General features: G+C 70.4%; 21 protein-coding genes, 3 pseudogenes and 1 riboswitch. Of the genes and pseudogenes, 15 read left to right on the top strand and 9 right to left on the bottom strand.

The window, feature by feature from the left end:
• The coding region (locus Q0R63_RS16075) for a hypothetical protein (protein ID WP_295699417.1) at window positions 1-437 on the bottom strand (437 nt) is incomplete at its 3' end.
• Window positions 438-481: 44 nt separating this feature from the next.
• Between Q0R63_RS16075 and Q0R63_RS16080 the strand changes: the two genes are divergently transcribed.
• On the top strand, window positions 482-904 hold the full coding sequence (locus Q0R63_RS16080) for a MarR family winged helix-turn-helix transcriptional regulator (RefSeq protein WP_295699420.1): 423 nt from the start codon (window positions 482-484) through the stop codon (window positions 902-904).
• Between the two features lie 96 nt (window positions 905-1,000).
• A complete protein-coding gene (locus tag Q0R63_RS16085) occupies window positions 1,001-1,363 on the top strand; it encodes a hypothetical protein (RefSeq protein WP_295699423.1) in 363 nt (120 codons plus the stop codon).
• 43 nt (window positions 1,364-1,406) lie between these two features.
• On the opposite strand, the gene Q0R63_RS16090 is transcribed toward Q0R63_RS16085, so the two are convergent.
• The gene (locus Q0R63_RS16090) at window positions 1,407-1,604 is read right to left on the bottom strand and encodes a hypothetical protein (protein ID WP_295699426.1); all 198 of its coding nucleotides are present in this window, start codon (window positions 1,602-1,604) and stop codon (window positions 1,407-1,409) included.
• A gap of 242 nt (window positions 1,605-1,846) precedes the next feature.
• On the opposite strand from Q0R63_RS16090, the pseudogene Q0R63_RS24640 reads away from it, so the two are divergent.
• The 8 genes and pseudogenes from Q0R63_RS24640 to Q0R63_RS16125 form a co-directional block, all read left to right on the top strand.
• Window positions 1,847-2,011, top strand: a pseudogene (locus Q0R63_RS24640) (hypothetical protein); the annotation flags it as partial.
• A gap of 195 nt (window positions 2,012-2,206) precedes the next feature.
• Window positions 2,207-2,362 (top strand): hypothetical protein, encoded by a 156-nt coding sequence (locus Q0R63_RS16095; RefSeq protein WP_295699428.1) that lies wholly within the window; start codon window positions 2,207-2,209, stop codon window positions 2,360-2,362.
• A complete protein-coding gene (locus Q0R63_RS16100; protein ID WP_295699431.1) occupies window positions 2,362-2,619 on the top strand; it encodes a hypothetical protein in 258 nt (85 codons plus the stop codon). The genes Q0R63_RS16095 and Q0R63_RS16100 overlap by 1 nt, the downstream gene beginning before the upstream one ends.
• Before the next feature lie 36 nt (window positions 2,620-2,655).
• Window positions 2,656-2,997 carry a Fic family protein gene (locus tag Q0R63_RS16105; protein WP_295699462.1) on the top strand — a complete coding sequence of 114 codons (342 nt, stop codon included), beginning with the start codon at window positions 2,656-2,658 and terminating at the stop codon, window positions 2,995-2,997.
• Between the two features lie 193 nt (window positions 2,998-3,190).
• The gene (locus tag Q0R63_RS16110) at window positions 3,191-3,565 is read left to right on the top strand and encodes a VOC family protein (RefSeq protein ID WP_295699434.1); all 375 of its coding nucleotides are present in this window, start codon (window positions 3,191-3,193) and stop codon (window positions 3,563-3,565) included.
• A 63-nt stretch (window positions 3,566-3,628) separates the two neighbouring features.
• Entirely contained in the window at window positions 3,629-4,570 is a 942-nt protein-coding gene (locus Q0R63_RS16115) for an alpha/beta hydrolase (RefSeq protein ID WP_295699438.1), read from the top strand.
• Window positions 4,567-6,036, top strand: coding sequence for a wax ester/triacylglycerol synthase family O-acyltransferase (locus Q0R63_RS16120; RefSeq protein ID WP_295699464.1), 1,470 nt, complete (start codon window positions 4,567-4,569; stop codon window positions 6,034-6,036). The genes Q0R63_RS16115 and Q0R63_RS16120 overlap by 4 nt, the downstream gene beginning before the upstream one ends.
• A 166-nt stretch (window positions 6,037-6,202) precedes the next feature.
• Window positions 6,203-6,814, top strand: coding sequence for a C39 family peptidase (locus Q0R63_RS16125; RefSeq protein ID WP_295699440.1), 612 nt, complete (start codon window positions 6,203-6,205; stop codon window positions 6,812-6,814).
• Between the two features lie 50 nt (window positions 6,815-6,864).
• Here Q0R63_RS16125 and Q0R63_RS24645 read toward each other — a convergent pair whose 3' ends face one another.
• A complete protein-coding gene (locus tag Q0R63_RS24645; RefSeq protein ID WP_366521151.1) occupies window positions 6,865-7,401 on the bottom strand; it encodes a DUF1990 domain-containing protein in 537 nt (178 codons plus the stop codon).
• A 126-nt stretch (window positions 7,402-7,527) separates the two neighbouring features.
• On the opposite strand from Q0R63_RS24645, the gene Q0R63_RS24650 reads away from it, so the two are divergent.
• Window positions 7,528-7,716 carry a VOC family protein gene (locus Q0R63_RS24650; RefSeq protein ID WP_366521152.1) on the top strand — a complete coding sequence of 63 codons (189 nt, stop codon included), beginning with the start codon at window positions 7,528-7,530 and terminating at the stop codon, window positions 7,714-7,716.
• Here Q0R63_RS24650 and Q0R63_RS16135 read toward each other — a convergent pair.
• Window positions 7,672-8,334: pseudogene (locus tag Q0R63_RS16135) on the bottom strand (WYL domain-containing protein); the annotation flags it as partial. The gene Q0R63_RS24650 and the pseudogene Q0R63_RS16135 sit on opposite strands and share 45 nt — an antisense overlap.
• A gap of 103 nt (window positions 8,335-8,437) precedes the next feature.
• On the opposite strand from Q0R63_RS16135, the gene Q0R63_RS16140 reads away from it, so the two are divergent.
• The 3 genes and pseudogenes from Q0R63_RS16140 (at window position 8,438) to Q0R63_RS16145 (ending at window position 10,050) form a co-directional block, all read left to right on the top strand.
• Complete coding sequence (locus Q0R63_RS16140; protein WP_366521150.1) at window positions 8,438-9,574, top strand: Gfo/Idh/MocA family oxidoreductase; 1,137 nt, start codon at window positions 8,438-8,440, stop codon at window positions 9,572-9,574.
• A gap of 112 nt (window positions 9,575-9,686) precedes the next feature.
• A pseudogene (locus Q0R63_RS24655) lies at window positions 9,687-9,776 on the top strand (VOC family protein); the annotation flags it as partial.
• A 115-nt stretch (window positions 9,777-9,891) separates the two neighbouring features.
• Window positions 9,892-10,050: a VOC family protein gene (locus tag Q0R63_RS16145; protein ID WP_295699443.1), complete on the top strand. Its 159-nt coding sequence runs from the start codon at window positions 9,892-9,894 to the stop codon at window positions 10,048-10,050.
• A gap of 4 nt (window positions 10,051-10,054) precedes the next feature.
• Here Q0R63_RS16145 and Q0R63_RS16150 read toward each other — a convergent pair whose 3' ends face one another.
• Window positions 10,055-10,747 carry a DUF998 domain-containing protein gene (locus tag Q0R63_RS16150; RefSeq protein ID WP_295699445.1) on the bottom strand — a complete coding sequence of 231 codons (693 nt, stop codon included), beginning with the start codon at window positions 10,745-10,747 and terminating at the stop codon, window positions 10,055-10,057.
• A gap of 62 nt (window positions 10,748-10,809) precedes the next feature.
• Here Q0R63_RS16150 and Q0R63_RS16155 point away from each other — a divergent pair, with 62 nt between their 5' ends.
• A complete protein-coding gene (locus tag Q0R63_RS16155) occupies window positions 10,810-12,381 on the top strand; it encodes a beta-N-acetylhexosaminidase (RefSeq protein WP_295699447.1) in 1,572 nt (523 codons plus the stop codon).
• 29 nt (window positions 12,382-12,410) lie between these two features.
• Here the strand turns inward: Q0R63_RS16155 and Q0R63_RS16160 are convergent, their stop codons facing one another.
• The 4 genes from Q0R63_RS16160 to Q0R63_RS16175 form a co-directional block, all read right to left on the bottom strand.
• Window positions 12,411-13,106 carry a DsbA family oxidoreductase gene (locus tag Q0R63_RS16160; protein WP_295699450.1) on the bottom strand — a complete coding sequence of 232 codons (696 nt, stop codon included), beginning with the start codon at window positions 13,104-13,106 and terminating at the stop codon, window positions 12,411-12,413.
• 88 nt (window positions 13,107-13,194) lie between these two features.
• Complete coding sequence (locus Q0R63_RS16165) at window positions 13,195-14,085, bottom strand: C40 family peptidase (protein WP_295699453.1); 891 nt, start codon at window positions 14,083-14,085, stop codon at window positions 13,195-13,197.
• A gap of 2 nt (window positions 14,086-14,087) precedes the next feature.
• A riboswitch (cyclic di-AMP (ydaO/yuaA leader) is annotated at window positions 14,088-14,299 on the bottom strand.
• 200 nt (window positions 14,300-14,499) lie between these two features.
• Window positions 14,500-15,198 carry a metal-dependent transcriptional regulator gene (locus Q0R63_RS16170; RefSeq protein ID WP_295699456.1) on the bottom strand — a complete coding sequence of 233 codons (699 nt, stop codon included), beginning with the start codon at window positions 15,196-15,198 and terminating at the stop codon, window positions 14,500-14,502.
• Window positions 15,199-15,276: 78 nt separating this feature from the next.
• On the bottom strand, window positions 15,277-16,515 hold the full coding sequence (locus tag Q0R63_RS16175; RefSeq protein WP_295699460.1) for an MFS transporter: 1,239 nt from the start codon (window positions 16,513-16,515) through the stop codon (window positions 15,277-15,279).
• Window positions 16,516-16,555 lie beyond the last annotated feature (40 nt).

The following is a 16,555-nucleotide window of genomic DNA, read 5'->3' on the forward strand; positions in this document are numbered from 1 at the left end:
CACAGCGGTACCTCCTCGAGCCAGATCGTGCTCGAGAGTGCGTCCACGTCGATGACCGCGAGGGCACGCGGCATCGACAGACCGTCGGGAAGCCTGTGGGCGAGGTCGGACCGGTAGACACCTGCCTCGGTCCGCCACGGGACCGATGCCGCCGCCATCTCACGGATCTCCGGGGGCACCCTCGCGAACTGGGGGGATCGCGACCAGTTCTGCACGTACTTGACGAAGATCCGGAACGGCAGGTCGCCGATCGCGGTCCTGGCCAAGCCGCTCACCCACCAGCGCCCGGCCGTCGTGATCGACTGCAGGTCGTAGTCGACCGCTTCGACGCGCACGTCGGACAACCCGTACGTCTCCTCACCGAGCAGGTCGGCGACGATGGTCAGCAGCCGGTCATCGGTCACATCCGCCGCACAGAGCAGCTCACGACTCCTCATAAAGACAGGCTTCTTTACTATCCAAGAGAATGTAAAAGGGCTTTATGACCGTCCCCGACGACGAGCGCCACGTCCTGCGCGCGCTGAGCCTGCTCATGGACGAGTCACGCCAGCTGATCCTCCGAAACGTGGATGGAAGGCTCCGCCCGTCCCAGCTCCGGGTGATCGGGAGCGTCCCGGGAGCCAGTGGGATCACGGTCACCGCGCTCGCCATCCGGGTGGGCATGACGAAGCAGGCCATCGGCCAGTTCGTGACTCAGCTGACCGAGGACGGCTTCCTGGTCAGTGACGCCGATCCCGAGGACCGGCGCGTCCGCGTCGTGCGTCGCACGCCGGCGGCGGACGACGCCCTCCGCCACCTTGCCGTAAGGCTGGCTGGGCTGGAGGCCGACTGGGAGCGTCGGGTGGGCAAGCACCGCTCTCGAGAGTTCCGGGCGGCACTCGATGAGATCGCCGGGCTGGCCTGAGCTCAGTCGGCAGTGCCCCTTCGCGGCGAAAGGACGCAGTCGGGAAAACGTTCGCTCATGCCGGTGTTCCTGCGATAGTCGGGCAGAATAATCGCCATGGCAGACGGCTGGCCGGATCGATCCGAGGTGAAAAGTGCCTGGCGCGAGGTGATTGCAGGTGCCCGCAGCAGGGAGAGCGCGCACGACTGGGCAGTCCCTTGGGTGGAGGGGCATCTTGCCCACGGACCGGCGTCCGACCTGATGGTCAGCGATGGGTTGCTGTACCTGCATGGCCTCGACCTACTGACCCGCGATGGCGACGGCCTACGCCGGTACATGTTCGAGGATCTCGAGGTGGTCGCGCGCTATGAAGACTGGCTGGCGCGATGCAGTGGCTATGACCAGGACCCAGAAGGCTGGTCACGAGACCGGAGGGAACTGGCGCGCAGGGCTTTCGCCGCCGAGCGTGACAAGCCCTGACCGTCCGACGTGCTCTGCCGCGTTTAAGGTGGTGAGAGCTTGCCTAGGCCGACTGCAGCAGGCGGCCGAAGAGCACTAGCTTGTCGACCAGCTCGAGGTCCTCAGAGCTCACCGGTGGCAGAGCGCCTGCCCGGACTTCCTGCGGATTCGTAGGAGCGAGGCGTAGAAGCGCTGCCGCGGCGAAGCCGGCGGCTCCCCACTGCTGCTTGAGGTCCCTCTCGATGTATTCGCGTAACAGCACGGCGGTTTGGTCGTTGGGGTAGGCGAGGACGGCTGTGATCAGGGGCGGCGACGTCAGTAGCGATGAGTGCGATCTCGGGACGTGTGTCCTTTCGCCGCGTGTCGACCGCGCTGTCCGCGGCATGACAGGCGCGTGGCGCCTCCCGCTGTTCAAACCCTTAGCGTGACCTCGTGCGGAAACCCGACCTCGAGAACCAGCGAGCCATCGAGTCCGCCTTCGGGCAAAGGCGTCTCCGGCGATACGTGACGCCGTTCTACCTGAAGCTCATGGGCGTCGGTGCGGCGGAGATCGATGCCGATCTCGGTGTCAAGGTCAGGAAACGAGGCCGCCACCTTTCAGGCGCCGACATCAGCCAGCTCCTCCAGATGCACTGGCGACCCAGGACCATGGGTGCGTGGTACGCGATCGCCGCCCGAGACCCATCTCTATCCACAGCAGTCCACGACTCACTCGCGGGAAGCTTAGGAGTAGGACGGTCCCTCAGGCGCAATTTGCTCGAGCGCAGATGGGTCTGGCATGCCATTGCCCAGCGAAGGTCGCATCGATCCATGCAGCAGCCCCGGCGTCTGTGCGCTACCGTTGGCAACTGTGAAGGAGCAGCGATGACCAAGCAGACTGTGTCCGCAAAGACACGCCGTCAGTTTGTCGTGCGCTCGACCAAGGCGTCGGCGCGCTTGGAGCATCGTGTCGTTCCCGCTGAGCACGTCCGCTCGGCCAAGGTCGAGAAGTTCGTGGAGTCGCTGCGCTCGAAGCGCTGATGGCCCTCGAACCTGACTACGGCGAGACCCTCCTCAGCTACGAAGAAGCAGAAGCGCTCACGCCCGAAGCTCGTAAGTTGCTGGGCGACCCAATCCGCAAGGCCGACCTGTACGACCTGGAGCAGCGCATCCAGGTTGAGGTCGCCGACGAGTGGTGGGGAAACCTGCTCAACTTGAACGTACCGATGCGAGACCTGCTCAACGACCACTTCGCGCGTGACCTCCACCGCCGTCTCTATGCGCCGGTCTGGAAATAGGGAGGGTGCCAGCGCTCGCGGGAAACCAACATTGGCATCGCCCCGGAGCACATCGCCGTCGAGCTGCGCAACGCATTGGACGACCTTAGCTATCAGTGGGAGCACCAGACGGGTCTCGACGCGCGAACCCTGGGCATCGCCACCCACGCTGCTTTGGTCCGGATCCATCCCTTCGTGGATGGCAACGGTCGCGTGACGCGACTTCTGGCGGACCTTGTGTATCTCGCGGGGCAAACGGGCTGGGAGCCGATACACGCCTACGATTGGGACATCGACCGCATCACTTACATCAGACTCCTGGGCGAGTACGACATGACCCGTAATCCCAGCGCACTTGCCGAGTTCATCCCGGTCATTAACCTCGAAGATGCGGAATAGGCGACCAAGGCTGGTAGCCCCTTCTGGGCGGTGTGACACACCTCAACCGACGGCTGGGGACCTCCTGGCGGGAAGCCGAGCCTCCGCCCGACGACCGAGCGCCGTCGGGTTCCGATCCCCTCACCCGATGAGTTCCGGACGGTCCGCGGGTCCACACTGAGACCGATCCTCAGACTCCACGAAAGGGACCTCCATGCTGCGCGACTCCCAGGCTTTCAGCGGGTTCTCCGTCGACGACCTGCCAACTGCGGCCGCTTTCTACGCCGACGTCCTCGGCCTGCAGGTCTCTGAGGACCACGGGATGCTCACGCTCCACGTTGCCGGGGGACGCGACACGCTGGTCTACCCCAAGCCCCACCACGTGCCGGCCACGTTCACGATCCTCAACTTCCCGGTCCCCGACGTGGAGGCGGCCGTCGACGAGCTGACGGCCCGCGGTGTGGTGTTCGAGCGTTACGAGGGCACGCCTGGCGAGACCGACGCCAAGGGTGTCTTCCGCAAGGGCGGTCCGCTCATCGCCTGGTTCACCGACCCCGCCGGCAACATCCTGTCGGTGATCGCGCAGTAGTCTCGGCCGGGGACGTCTCCCCATGTCCCGATCGACACATCCCGAACGACCAGAAGGTGATGAATGGCGACGACGCCGGCACCACTCGACCTCGTGTCTGCGTGGGGCGGCACCGGCCACGTCACCGAGCTCGGAGGGCCCGTGCACTGGGCCGACTTCGGTGGACCGGAAGATGACGGGCCGCCGATCGTCATGGTGCACGGCCTCGGTGGCTCGCACCTCAACTGGGTGCTCGTCGCGCCGGCCTTCACCGACCACCACCACGTGTATGCCGTGGACCAGGCCGGTTTCGGCCTGACCCCCGGCACCGGCCGCGACACATCCGTGCACGCCAACGCCGAGCTCGTCGCGACCTTCCTGCGCGAGATCGTCGGCGCTCCAGCGGTGCTCGTGGGCAACTCGATGGGCGGCATGGTGTCCTCCATCGTGGCGGCCCGGCACCCCGAGCTCGTGCGCGGACTGGTCCTGGTCGACCCGTCCGTCCCCATCCCCCGCGGGTGGCCGGACCCCAAGGTGGCGCTGACCTTCGGGCTCTACGCCACGCCCTTCCTCGGCGAGCGCTACATGGAGCAGATGACGGCGCGGACCTCCGACCGCAAGCGCGTGCAGGGAGTCATCGACCTCTGCTTCGCCGACCCGTCGCGGGCGGACCCCGCCGTGGTCGATGCCGGCGTCGTGCTCGCCGCCCACCGGCGCGGCATACCGGGGCAGGAGAAGGCCTTCCTCGGGGCGGCCCGATCGTTGATGAGGGTGCTCGCCGTGCCGGCGCGATACCGCGACCTCCTGCGCGGGATCAGGGTGCCCGTCCTGCTGATCCACGGCGAGGTCGACCGGCTCGTCGACATCGCGGCCGCGCGGTCGGTCGCCGCCGATAACCCCGGCTGGGAGACCACGTTCTATCCCGGCGTGGGTCACACGCCCCAGCTCGAGGTGCCCGACCTCGTGACCGAACGCCTCGCCCTCTGGCTCGACGACCACCGGGAGGAGCTGTCGTGGACCGCATGAGCGCGATGGACGCGATGTTCTACTACATGGAGGGTGACAACACCCCCATGCACGTCGGCAGCGTCGCAGTCCTCGAGGGGCCGGTGCCGGCCTACGGCGACCTCGTGCGGTTGTTGTCGGCGAAGCTCGACCGGGTCCCGCGCTACCGGCAGGTGATCCAGCCCGTCCCTCTGCAGCTCGGCCGCCCGGTGTGGGTCGACGACCCGCACTTCCAGATCCTCTACCACGTGCGCCACACCTCGCTGCCGAAGCCCGGCGGCGACGACCAGCTGCGCAACCTCGCCGGCCGGATCTTCGCGCAGCGCCTCGACATGAGCAAGCCGGTGTGGGAGGCGTGGCTCGTCGAGGGACTCTCGGACGGGCGCTGGGCCCTGATCAACAAGGCCCACCACTGCATGATCGACGGTGTCGCGAGCACCGACCTCATGCAGGTCATCTTCGACGCCGACGCGACGCCGGGCGACCTCCCGCCCTCGACGTGGGAGCCACGGCCCGCACCCACCACGCTCGAGGCCGCCGTGGCCTCGGTCGTCGAGGCCTTCACCGACCCGCTGCAGCTCGTCCACCGCCCGACCCGCGAACGGCTCCGGAGGATCCCGCTCACCCTCGGCAGTCTGGCGTATGCCGTGAAAGAGCTTGCGCCGCAGCTGATCCCGCAGATCATCCCGGGACGCAACCAGCCGACACCGGCCAGCTTCAACGGTCCTCTCGGGCCGAACCGGCGGTGGGTCTGGACCCAGGCTGAGATGGCCGACGTCAGGACCATCAAGGGTGCCCTGGGCGGCACGGTCAACGACGTCATCCTCACCGCGATCACCCGCGGCTACCGCGACCTCCTCATGGAGCGGGGTGAGCTGCTCCCTGACATGGTGGTGCGGTCCCTCGTGCCGGTCTCGATCCGCAAGCCCGGCGACGACCGCCTCGACAACCAGGTGGCGAGCGTCGTCGTGGACCTGCCCGTCGGGGAGGCTGACGCCACCACCCGGCTGCGTCTGGTGCGCGAGCAGATGGATCGCAACAAGCGAGGGATGGGCGCGGTGGACGCCGGGGCGATCATCGGGCTGGCCGACTTCGCCGCGCCGACGCTGCTCACCCTCGGTGCGCGCTCGATGTCGTCGATGCCCAACCGGCTGACCCAGACCGGCACGACCAACGTCCCCGGGCCGCGGGTCCCGCTCTACCTCCTCGGGAGCCGGCTCGTCGAGGCCCATCCCTACGTCCCGGTGTTCGCCGGCGTCCGGATCGCCGTCGGGATCTACTCCTACCTCGAGACCTTCAGCTTCGGCATCACCGCCGACTTCACCAGCTTTCCCGATGTCGACGTCATCAGCGACGGCATCCGCGCGGGGATGGCCGAGCTCGTCGTGGCCGCCCACGCGCGGGACACCCCGTCCTCGGCGACCAAGGCCGCCGCTCGGAAGAAGGCGCGTCCCCCGCGCAGCCGGATCAGCAGTCCGAGGGCCTGACCCCTCAGCCCGCTGACGCGCCCTTGACGGACCCAGCCCGCACCTCTTGACCAAACCCAGCCCCAACCGGGACTCCGGTCTACCTTCCGGGGCGGCGGACAGGACTAGGAATGAGGCACCGCGAGCGGCGCTCGGTCGCCCGCACTTGGACGGTAGGGGAAAACCGATGACGCACAACAGATTTCACCTCAGGTGGCTGGCCCTCCTGCTCGCCGTCGTCGGCCTGTTCGCCGGCGTCATCACGTTTGCCGGGCCTGCGCAGGCGGCCACCTCGAAGGCCCTCCCCTACGAGTTCCAGTGGCAGGAGAACGGCTACTACTGCGGCCCGGCGGCCACCCGCATCGCCCTGACCTCGCGTGGGTACTACTTCACCCAGGGCTATCTGGCCGGTCAGCTCGGCACGACCACGGACGGCACGAGCTCGGCCGCCGACACGACCCGCGTCCTCAACGGCCTCGGCCAGACCGGCTGGTACGAAACGAAGTACATCGGCGGCAGCTACGCGACCGACGCCCAGAAGGCGCTCCTCAAGAGCGACATCCTCCTCGACATCGACCGCGGCTACCCGCTCGTGACCAACATCGTCGGCACCGCGGTCGACACCGACGGCGACGCCCACAGCTATTCCGGTGGTCACTACATCACCGTCATCGGCTACGACGCCAGCGGCGGCATCGCGAAGATCGCCGACCCGGCCGACGCGAACGGCTACGGGTGGTACTCCGTGGACACCAACCGGCTCGCCGACTGGATCGCCGGTCGCGGCTACTCGGCCTGACCCCGACCCCGACTCCCACGTGTCGAGGGGAATGGTCAGGTCAGGGGTGGTCAGGTCAGGGCGCGCAGATAGCGCTGCGTGACGAGGTCTTGGATGCCCGCGCCGAGCGGGCCGGCGAGGCGGGCCGCGCGCGTGGCCGGTCGGGAGACCGCGGTGATCGTCAGCGTCAGCGTCCCGTCGGGGGAGCGTTCGACGACGAAGGACTCCTCGCCTGACTCGGGGTGACCGGGGAGCGTGCCGTAGGCGAACCCCGATCGGTGCGGCTCGTCCACGACGTAGACGACCCGGCACGGGGCGGTGATGGCGAGCCGGCCGACACCGAGAAGAAGGTCCAGCACCGTTCCTTCACAGGCCTGCTCGTCCGACGGCCGCACCCGGATCCCGGCCCCGCGATGCATGCGCCACCCCAGGACCGCGTCCGCAGCCGTGTCGAGGTCGAGCGACGCGGGGAGCACCCGAGAACGTCGGAAGGCGCGGTAGCCCTCCAGCCCGAAGCCGCTGGTCGGTCGGGTGATCCCGACCTCGGGATACGTCAGCTCCGCCGCCCGTAGGTGCGCCGCTCGGGAGGGACGGAGGTGATCGGGCACCCCATGATCATGCTCCTTCGGCCGACGAGGATCCCGACAAACGGACAAGGGGTGTCGTAACGGATCTTCACCACCGGGGCGGACGAGGGGCTGCGCGCCGGCGCCCTCTTCGACACCGCGGGCGCGATGCCGGGCTATGCCGTCTTCACCGTCCTCGTCGAGGACGTGCAGGCGACCTGCCTGCGGGTCGTGGAAGCCGGTGGGAGCGTCCAACGGGGGCCGGACCTCAACCCGGTCGGAGTGCGGTTCGCGCACCTGCTCGACCCGGCTGGCAACCACCTCGCGATCTTGCAACCTCCCTCTCACGCGGTCTGATCCGTCAAGCCGACCTGAGGTGAGGCTGAGCCGCCGCACCTCGCCGTAGGGGATGCCGAGGTCCGCGCGCGTCAACGTGCGCGGCTCGGGGATCTCTGCGGTGACCGAGACGGTGGTGATCCGGTCTGTGCGGAAGGCGCGGACAGCGTCACGCGAGCGGCACCACGCCACGAGATACCAGTCCGTCGCCTTGCCGACATAGCCCAGCGGGTCGTCGTCGGTGCCGAGCAGATGGACCCGGCCGGCCAACTCACCGGCGGCCACCGCGTCGTCCTGATGCATCGCCGCCACCAGCTTGCGCAGGGCTGAGCCCGCGGCCCCACGGACCGGGGTCCCCCCCATCCTCTGGAGCGCCACCGCCATCGCCACCGCCTCCTCGGGCGTGAGGTTGACCGGCGGCAGCGTCCGGCTCTTGTCCAGGCAGAAGCCGCCGGTCCGGCCGGGCGCGGCCCAGATCGGCACGCCGGACTGCTGGAGCGCGTTGAGGTCGCGCTCGATGGTGCGCGAGCTGACCTCGAAGTGGTCGGCCAGCCAACGCGCACTGCGCGGGCGGGGCGCCACCACCCGCAGCTCCTCCACGAGGGCATACAGGCGGTCGGTCCGGCTCACCCACCTCACCGTCGGGGCAGGGGCTGACCACGGCCGCTCGTGACCACCTCGGCGTCACCTCCCGCCAATGTCAGCACCTGGCAGCGCCCATCAGGAGCCGTAGGGTTTCCCCGTGTTCTCCATCGCCACCGGCACCACCCCCGTCGCGGTCACCACCAAGGGCGGGTCGCCACCGCCCCCCACCCGGTATGCCGTCGTCGGCGCCGGGTGGCGGTCCTCGGTCTTCCTCCGGCTGACCTACCTCATGCCCGCGCGCTTCGAGGTCGCCGGGGTCGTCACCCGGCGCGCCGAGGCCGGCGCGGACCTCGAAGCCGCGTGGGGCGTCCCGACCTATCGCGACGTCGACTCCCTGCTGGCCGCGGGCCGACCGGACTTCATCGTGCTCAGCGTGCCGTGGCCGGTGACACCGGACCTGATCCGCGAGCTCGTCGGCCGCGGCATACCGGTGCTGGCCGAGACGCCTCCGGCGCCCGACGCCGAGGGCCTGCGTGCCCTGTGGGGCGACGTCGGTGCCAGCGGGCTGGTACAGGTCGCCGAGCAGTATCCGTTGATGCCGCTGCACGCCGCGCGGCTGGCCGTCCTCGACAGCGGGCTCATCGGGACCCCCACCTCGGTGCTCGTCAGCTCGACGCACCTCTACCACGCGGTCGCGCTGATGCGCCGGTTCCTGCGGGTCGGGCTCGAGCCGGCGACGGTGCGGGCGCAGACCTTCGACGCCGACCTCGTCGACCCCATCACCCCGACGGGCTGGACGCACGACACGACGGCCAAGCCGGCGCGGACGACGCTGGCCGCGATCGACTTCGGGGAGGGGCGGATGGGGCGCTACGACTTCACCGACAACCAGTGGTGGAACCCCCTGCGCCCCGACCACCTGACCGTGCGTGGGTCGGCCGGGGAGATCTGCGACGAGACGGTCGTGCGGATGGCCGACGAGGTCACGCCGTTGACCTCGCGGCTCGAGCGCGCGACGACCGGGGTGGGGATGAACTACGAAGGTCTCGATCTCACCCACCTCTCCCTCGACGGCCGGGTCGTGTTCCGCAACGAGTTCGAGGGTGCCCGGCTGTCCGACGACGACATCGGTGTCGCGGCCCTGCTGACGCAGATGGGCGCCTGGGTGCGGGACGAGGCCGACCCGCCCTACCCCCTGGCCGAGGCCGGCCACGACCATCTGCTCGGCCTGGCCATCGGTACCGCCGCCGAGACCGGTCAGGCCGTCCGGGTGGACGAATACCCCTGGTCCTGAACGACAGTCCGGAAGGCTAACGTCCGCGACCGGTCGTAGCATCCTGGGCATGACGGATACCCCCTCCCCCGCTGAGCCCTCCACCTCCGGCCTGCGATCGCGGATGCCGGGCATGTGGTGGGGCACCGCGATCGAGGCTCCGGACCCCGGCGCCCTGGCCCGCTTCTACTCCGAGCTGCTCGGCTGGCCCATCGGCCACGAGGAACCGGGGACGGCGATCCTCGCGGCACCCGAGGGGGCGATCTACATCGTGTTCCAGGGAGGCGGCCGGCTATCAGGCGCCCGTCTGGCCACCGGCCGACGGGGCGCAACGTCCGATGATGCACTTCGACTTCCAGGTCGGCGACCTCGACTCCGCGGTCGCCGAGGCCATCGCCCTCGGAGCGACCCTCGCGGGCCACCAGCTGCAGGAGCACGTCCAGGTGCTCCTCGACCCGGCCGGACATCCGTTCTGCCTCTGTCGCGACGACGGCTGAGCTGTCACGGGACCGTTCTTCGCAGGTGAGCGGGCCTGGTGGCGGCGACCAGGCTCGCGGCAAGGATGCCCAGCCAGACGTAGGCCGGCCAGAGGGCGAGCCGCTCCAGGCCGCCTCCCCAGGTCGGCTGGCCCAGCCGCGCCCCGAACCCGAGCGAGCCGATGGCGGACAGTGCCCCGGCCATGAGACCGGTCGACCGGACCGCGGCGCTCACCCCCTGGCCCACGGCGCCCACCGTGGCTAGGATGGCGAGCGGCTGCAGGACGAAGATCGGGGTCGCGACCAACGCGTGCACCCCGGGGTACTGGTCGACGGGCGCGAGGCCCACGGCCGCCGAGGAGATCCCGGACAGGACCCACAGGCTGGTGGCGGCCGTTCGCCACCTCGAGGGGCGGAAGTGGTCACGCAGCAGCAGCGCGCCCAGCGCGCGCAGCAGTCCGAAGACCACGAGGCCCGCGTTCATGACGGCGTGCCCGCTGGAGCAGACACCGACGACGACACCGCCGTCGCCGAGGATGCACCTCACCTGCCCCAGCGTGCTGATGGTGTCGTCCCGGAGGCTGTAGGCGGACGACGCGGCAGCCGCGACGAGCAGCTCCACGACGAGGTACACCGGCTGCACCAGCCAGCACGCGAGGCCGGCCCGCCGGCGCATCGTGGCAGGGCGAGCGCGGTCGGGAGGTGGTGTCTGCGCCATGACCCCGACCTTACGGCGGACGTCCGGGCCAGAGGGTTGCGGCGACGGTAGCGTCCACACCCATGACGGCCGACCTCGCGCTCATACCCCGTCCGAGCTCTGTCCACCGTGGCGAGGGACGGCTCACCCTCCCGTCGCGGCTGCCGACAGCCGGACCGCCGGAGTGGGTCGACACCTTCCGCGTCCTGGTCTCCCCCGGCACAGGCATCGCCGTCGACGCCACGACCGAGGCACGAGCGCTGTTGAGGCTCAATGAGACTGGCGGTCCACCGGGCACCTACGACCTGACCGTCGACGCCTCCGGCATGACCCTGGCCGCAGCCGACCGGGCTGGCCTCTGCCACGGCATCGCGACCCTCCGCCAGCTGCTACCCGCCTGGGCCTACGGTCCGGCGCCCGCCAGGACCGAACCCGTGACACTCCCCCACGTGCGCGTCCATGACGCGCCCCACTTCGCCTGGCGTGGGCTGCTCCTCGACGTCGGCCGCCACTTCCAGCCCTTCGAGAGCCTGCTGCGCCTCGTCGACCTCCTCGCGCTGCACAAGCTCAACGTCCTCCACCTCCACCTCACCGAGGACCAGGGCTGGCGCTACGAGGTCCGGGCCCTACCCCGCCTCACGACGGTCGGCGCCGTCCGGTCCCAGACCCGTCTGCCCGCGTGGGACACCGGCGACGGCACGCCGCACGGCGGCTTCTACACCCAGGGCCAGCTGCGTGCCCTCGTCGCGTATGCCGCCCAGCGCGGCGTCACGGTCGTCCCCGAGATCGACCTCCCCGGGCACGTGCGGTCGCTCCTCGCCGCCTACCCCGAGCTCGGCGAGCCCGACGCCGAACCCACTACTGTCGCAACGACCGTCGGCATCTTCCCCGAGGTCCTCCATCTCGACGACACCACCGTGGCGATGGTCGAGACGATCCTCACCGAGCTGCTCGACGTCTTTCCCTCGGAACTCATCCACATCGGCGGCGACGAGTGCCCCCGCCAGCAGTGGGAGGGCAGCACCGCCGCAGCCGGGCTCGCGGCCGACCGCGGCCTGTCCGGCGTCGAGAGCCTCCAGCCGTGGTTCACGGCCCACCTTCGCGACTGGCTCGCGGCACGGGGCCGACGGCTCGTCGGGTGGGACGAGATCATCGACGAGGGCCCGCTCGCCGGTGCGGTCGTCATGTCCTGGCGCGGCGCGGAGCCCGGCGCGCGGGCGATGGCCGCCGGCAACGAGGTCATCCTCTGCGCGCCGCCCTACTACCTCGACCACTACCAGTCGGCCGGCCCCGACGAGCCCTACGCCATCGGCGGCCTCGCGACGTGGCAGGACGTGCTCACCACCGACCCGTATGCCGCGGTGCCGGACGAGGACCGCCCCCTCCTCCTCGGGATCCAGGGCCAGCTGTGGACGGAGTACCTGCCCACGCCGCGCGACGTCGACTACATGGCGTGGCCGCGGGCCGCCGCGCTGGCCGAGGTCGCCTGGGCCGGCCCGGGTGCGGGCGCCCCCGACGTCGTGGAGTTCGAGACCCGCCTGCGCGTCCACCTCGCGCGGCTCGAGGCGATGGGGGTCGGCTACCGGCCCCTGGACGGACCGCACCCGTGGCAGGCCGGAGGCACGGGACGCTGGGCTCGGTTCGACCAGCCCTGAGCCCGATTCACCTCCAGCCGAAGGCGCGTTCAGCCGGCAGCGGGCTGGAGAGCCGCCTGCAGCAGCTGGGTGAAGACCTCGACCGGTTGCGCGCCGCTGACCGCGATGCGCTCGTTGGCGACGACGAACGGCACCCCGCTGATTCCGAGCTGCTGGGCGGTCTCTTCGTCGGCGCGGACGACGTCGGCGTAGTCGTCGCCGCCGAGGACCGCTGAGACACGGCGCTCGTCGAGCCCCGCCTCGGCCGTGCAGCGCAGCAGCACGTCCGGGTCGTCGATGACGAGCCCCTCGGAGAAATGGGCGGAGAAGAGGCGCCCGAGCACCGCCTCCTCCAGCGCTGGCCCTCCGGACTCCCGGGCCAGCGCCACGAGTCGGTGGCCGTCGAAGCTGTTGGCCGCCACGGCCCTGCCGAAGTCGAGGCCCAGGCCGTCGGCCGCGGCAACCGCCGTGACCCGGTCCGACATCCCCCGGCTGGTGTCCTCGCCACGCCCGAGCTTCGCCGCGAGGTGGGCGAGGACGGGGCGGCGCCGGCCCCGCGGCATACCGGGGTCGAGCTCGTAGGCGCGGTGTCGGACGAGGACCTCGTGGGGGCGCTCCCAGGCGGTGACGGCCGCCCGGACGCGGGCCCGCCCGATGTAGCACCACGGACAGACCAGGTCGGCCCACACGTCGAGGACGATCTGCGGCGGAGGGGCACTGCCGGGATGCTGCTCGTCATCGGTCATCGGGGCCATCCTGTCAGGCGCGTGCAGGGACGCCGCAGGCCCTCCACCGGAACGGGGTGGAGGGCCTGCGGAACCGGTGCGACACGACTCAGAAGCGGCCGTAGCTCACGCTGTTGTAGGTCCAGATGCTGTGCAGCCCCGTGGTGGTGCCCGGGCGCTGCGCGTCGTACATCATGCCGGGACCGGCGTAGATGCCCACGTGGTAGGCCGGGAAGCCGAAGAAGATGAGGTCGCCCGGGACCGGGTTGGACACCTTGCTGGATGCCGCGCGCTGGGCCTCGGCCGTGCGCGGGATCGACTTGCCGGCGAGCCGGTAGACGTAGCTGGTGAACCCGGAGCAGTCGAAGCCGCCCGTGGTCGTGCCGCCGTAGACGTAGGGGATGCCGCCGAGGCCGGCGGCGATGCCCGTGATCCCACCCGAGGGTGCCGGGAGGTTGACGACCGGCGCGGGGGCGGCCGGTGCCGGGGCCGGCGCAGTGGTCGTGGCCCGGGGTACCGCGGGGGCTGCGGTGCGGACCGCGCTGCGCGAGACGACGATGACCGGGGCGACGGCCTGTGGCACCTTCGTGATCTGCATGACCGGAGCCGCGACCGCGGCCGGCGCGGCCACGGCGGTGAAGCCGATGACCCCGAACGACGGGGCGTTGGCCGGCTTGGCCGGCGCGGCGACCGCGACGGTGCTGACGGCAGCAGCCGTCAGGGCCACGGGCTGGGCCAGGGCGCCCTGGAAGGACACGGCCTGGGCCGTGGAGACCTGGGACGAGGAGACCTGGGACGAGGAGACACCGAGCGCGGCGCTTCCGCTGCCACCGGGCGCGGCCGACGCGGGGAGCGCGAAGGAGGCGATGAGCCCACCCGACGCGACCGCTATGGCCGAGACCTTCATCGCGGGCTGGGCGCCCTGCGCGGCCAGCTCGGCAAGTTCGTTGATGGGATTGAAACCAGGGGCGCGGTGGCGCGCGGCGTGCTTCCGGGACACGGATCAGACCTCTCGGGCGCCTACGAGGTGAGCTGTCGGGTTCGGGTGGGAGGTTCTGCTTGGTGCACCCGGCCCTCGCTCCCGGAACAGGTTCCGGTAGGAGGACTTCACCCCGAGGACGTCTCGCGACGCCCATAAAAGTGGTTCCCCCGCTCCTGCCAAGCGTGTTTGTTGGTTCTCCACCCCGAGTGGCAGGACTAGGCGATCTCGGGGCGGACCTGCCCGTGATCGGGCGAGTGCGGCATACGCTACAACAAGCGTCTTCTACATGTCACGCCGAGGTCACGAAAATGACAACGATGTCCGGATGTTCCGCTCAGAGAACGGGCGAAACCGTCCGAAAGGACGATGCTGCCCGGGCGCGTCCTGGAGGGCCGGCACGACGCACGGGACACCGTCCGGGGTGGGGCCCCGTCAGAGGGCGGCGGCGAAGACGTGCACGGCCACGTCGAGCGGGAGCGACACCCCGTCGCTGAGGGCTGAGCCCTCCCGGACGGCGATGATGCGCTTCTCGCTGAGCCGTACCTCGACCCGCTCCCCGGGCAGCAGCCCGGCGGAGGTGAGCAGCGCGAGCGCCTCGTGGTCGACCTGCACGGGCTCGCCGATCCGGCGCACGCGGACCAGGACAGGGTCCTCGCCGGCCATCTCGACGAGGTTGCGCAGGCCCGTGCTGCGGAAGTCCTCGCCGGGCTCCTCGCCGAGCTCGTCGAGTCCGGGGATGGGGTTGCCGTAGGGCGAGTCGTGGTGGTCCTTCAGCATGGCGAGGATCTTGCGCTCGACCCGCTCGCTCATGACGTGCTCCCACCGGCACGCCTCGTCGTGGACGAACTCCCACTCCAGGCCGATCACGTCGAGCAGGAGCCGCTCGGCGAGCCGGTGCTTGCGCATCACCCGGGTGGCCAGCTTGCGACCCTGGACGGACAGCTCGAGCTGCCGGTCCTCGGCGACGTGGAGGAGCCCGTCACGCTCCATCCGGGCCACGGTCTGCGAGACGGTCGGACCGGAGTGGCCCAGCCGCTCGGCGATCCGGGCGCGCAGGGGGGTGATGCCCTCCTCGTCGAGCTCGAAGATGGTCTTGAGGTACATCTCCGTGGTGTCGATGAGGTCTGTCACGCTCGAAGTCTCTCATCCCGGACAGACATCCCACCTCGTGACATCGCCCGGGCGCGTGGGGGGCGTCCCGCGCGCGCCTCAGAGGTCCGGGCTGCTCCGCCGTCCACGCCGCAGCCGGTCCAGCGACTGGCGGGACAGGGGGTCGACGCGCGGCACCCAGACCCGCAGCCAGCCGGCGCCGACGAGCGCGACCCCACCCATCGCCACAGCCGCACCCGCGAGGGGGATGACCGTCGTCAGCACCGAGATGAGCGCCGGGCCGGCGGCGTTCCCGGTGTCCGACATCAGTCGCCACCCACTGAGGAACTGCACCCGGTCCTGCGCCGGGGAGGCGTCGGCGCCGAGCGTCATCACCACCCCTGAGCCGATCCCGTTGCCGAAGCCGAGGACGACGGCGACCGCGGTGATCCAGAAGAACGACGAGGTGAGGGGCAGCAGGATCATCCCCAGCCCCAGGATCAGCATGCTCGGCAGGACGACCCAGATCCGGCCGTAGCGGTCCATCACGCGGCCGCCGGGATAGAACAGCAGCATGTCGATGGCGCCCGAGATGCCGAACACGAGGCTGGTGTGGGTGGCGTCGAGCCCGATCGCCTCGGCCCAGAGCGGCACGATGGCGGTGCGGCAGGCGCGCGTCGAGGAGACGAACAGGACGCCGACCCCGATGGTCCGCAGGGTGCGCCGGTGCTCGAGCAGGACTGATGCGACCGACCGGTGGTGCTTCTCCTTCAGCTGCTCCGCGCGGTGCCCGGCCGTGATGTCGGGGACGACGAGCAGCAGCAGGAAGGCCGAGGCGGACGAGCAGACGCCCACCACGTATGCCGCGCTGATCCCCCAGCGGGCGACGACAGCGGCCCCGATGAAGGGGCCGAAGAAGAGTCCGATCCGGTTGACGCCACCGAGGGTGGACAGGGCGCGGGCCCGCAGGCCGATGGGGACCGCCTCGGTGAGATAGGCCTGGCGAGCCAGCCCGAAGATCGACGCGGACAGGCCCAGGACGAAGATCGAGGCCGCGAGGGTCGCGACGTTGGGAGCAAGCGCGCTGCCGGCCATCCCGATCGCCTCGAGCGCGCAGGCGCCGATCAGGGCCGCCCGCTCCCCGATCCGCGCGGCGAGGGCCCCGGCGGGGATGTCGCCGGCCAGCTGCCCGATGCCGAGGAGGGCGACCATGAAGGCGGCGAGGTTGACGCCGGCGCCGAGATGGCGGGCCGAGAGCACGATGACCGGCGTGATGGCGCCCGTGCCGACGGCGCTGAGGATGCTCGGGCCGTATGCCGAGAGCGCGATCGACCGCAGGTCCCGCACCGTCTCAGCCACCACGTCATGTTAGGTCGGGGGTTCGACGCCGGCGCGGCGG

It is taken from the genome of Lapillicoccus sp., from assembly GCF_025353065.1.
GTDB lineage: Bacteria > Actinomycetota > Actinomycetes > Actinomycetales > Dermatophilaceae > Lapillicoccus.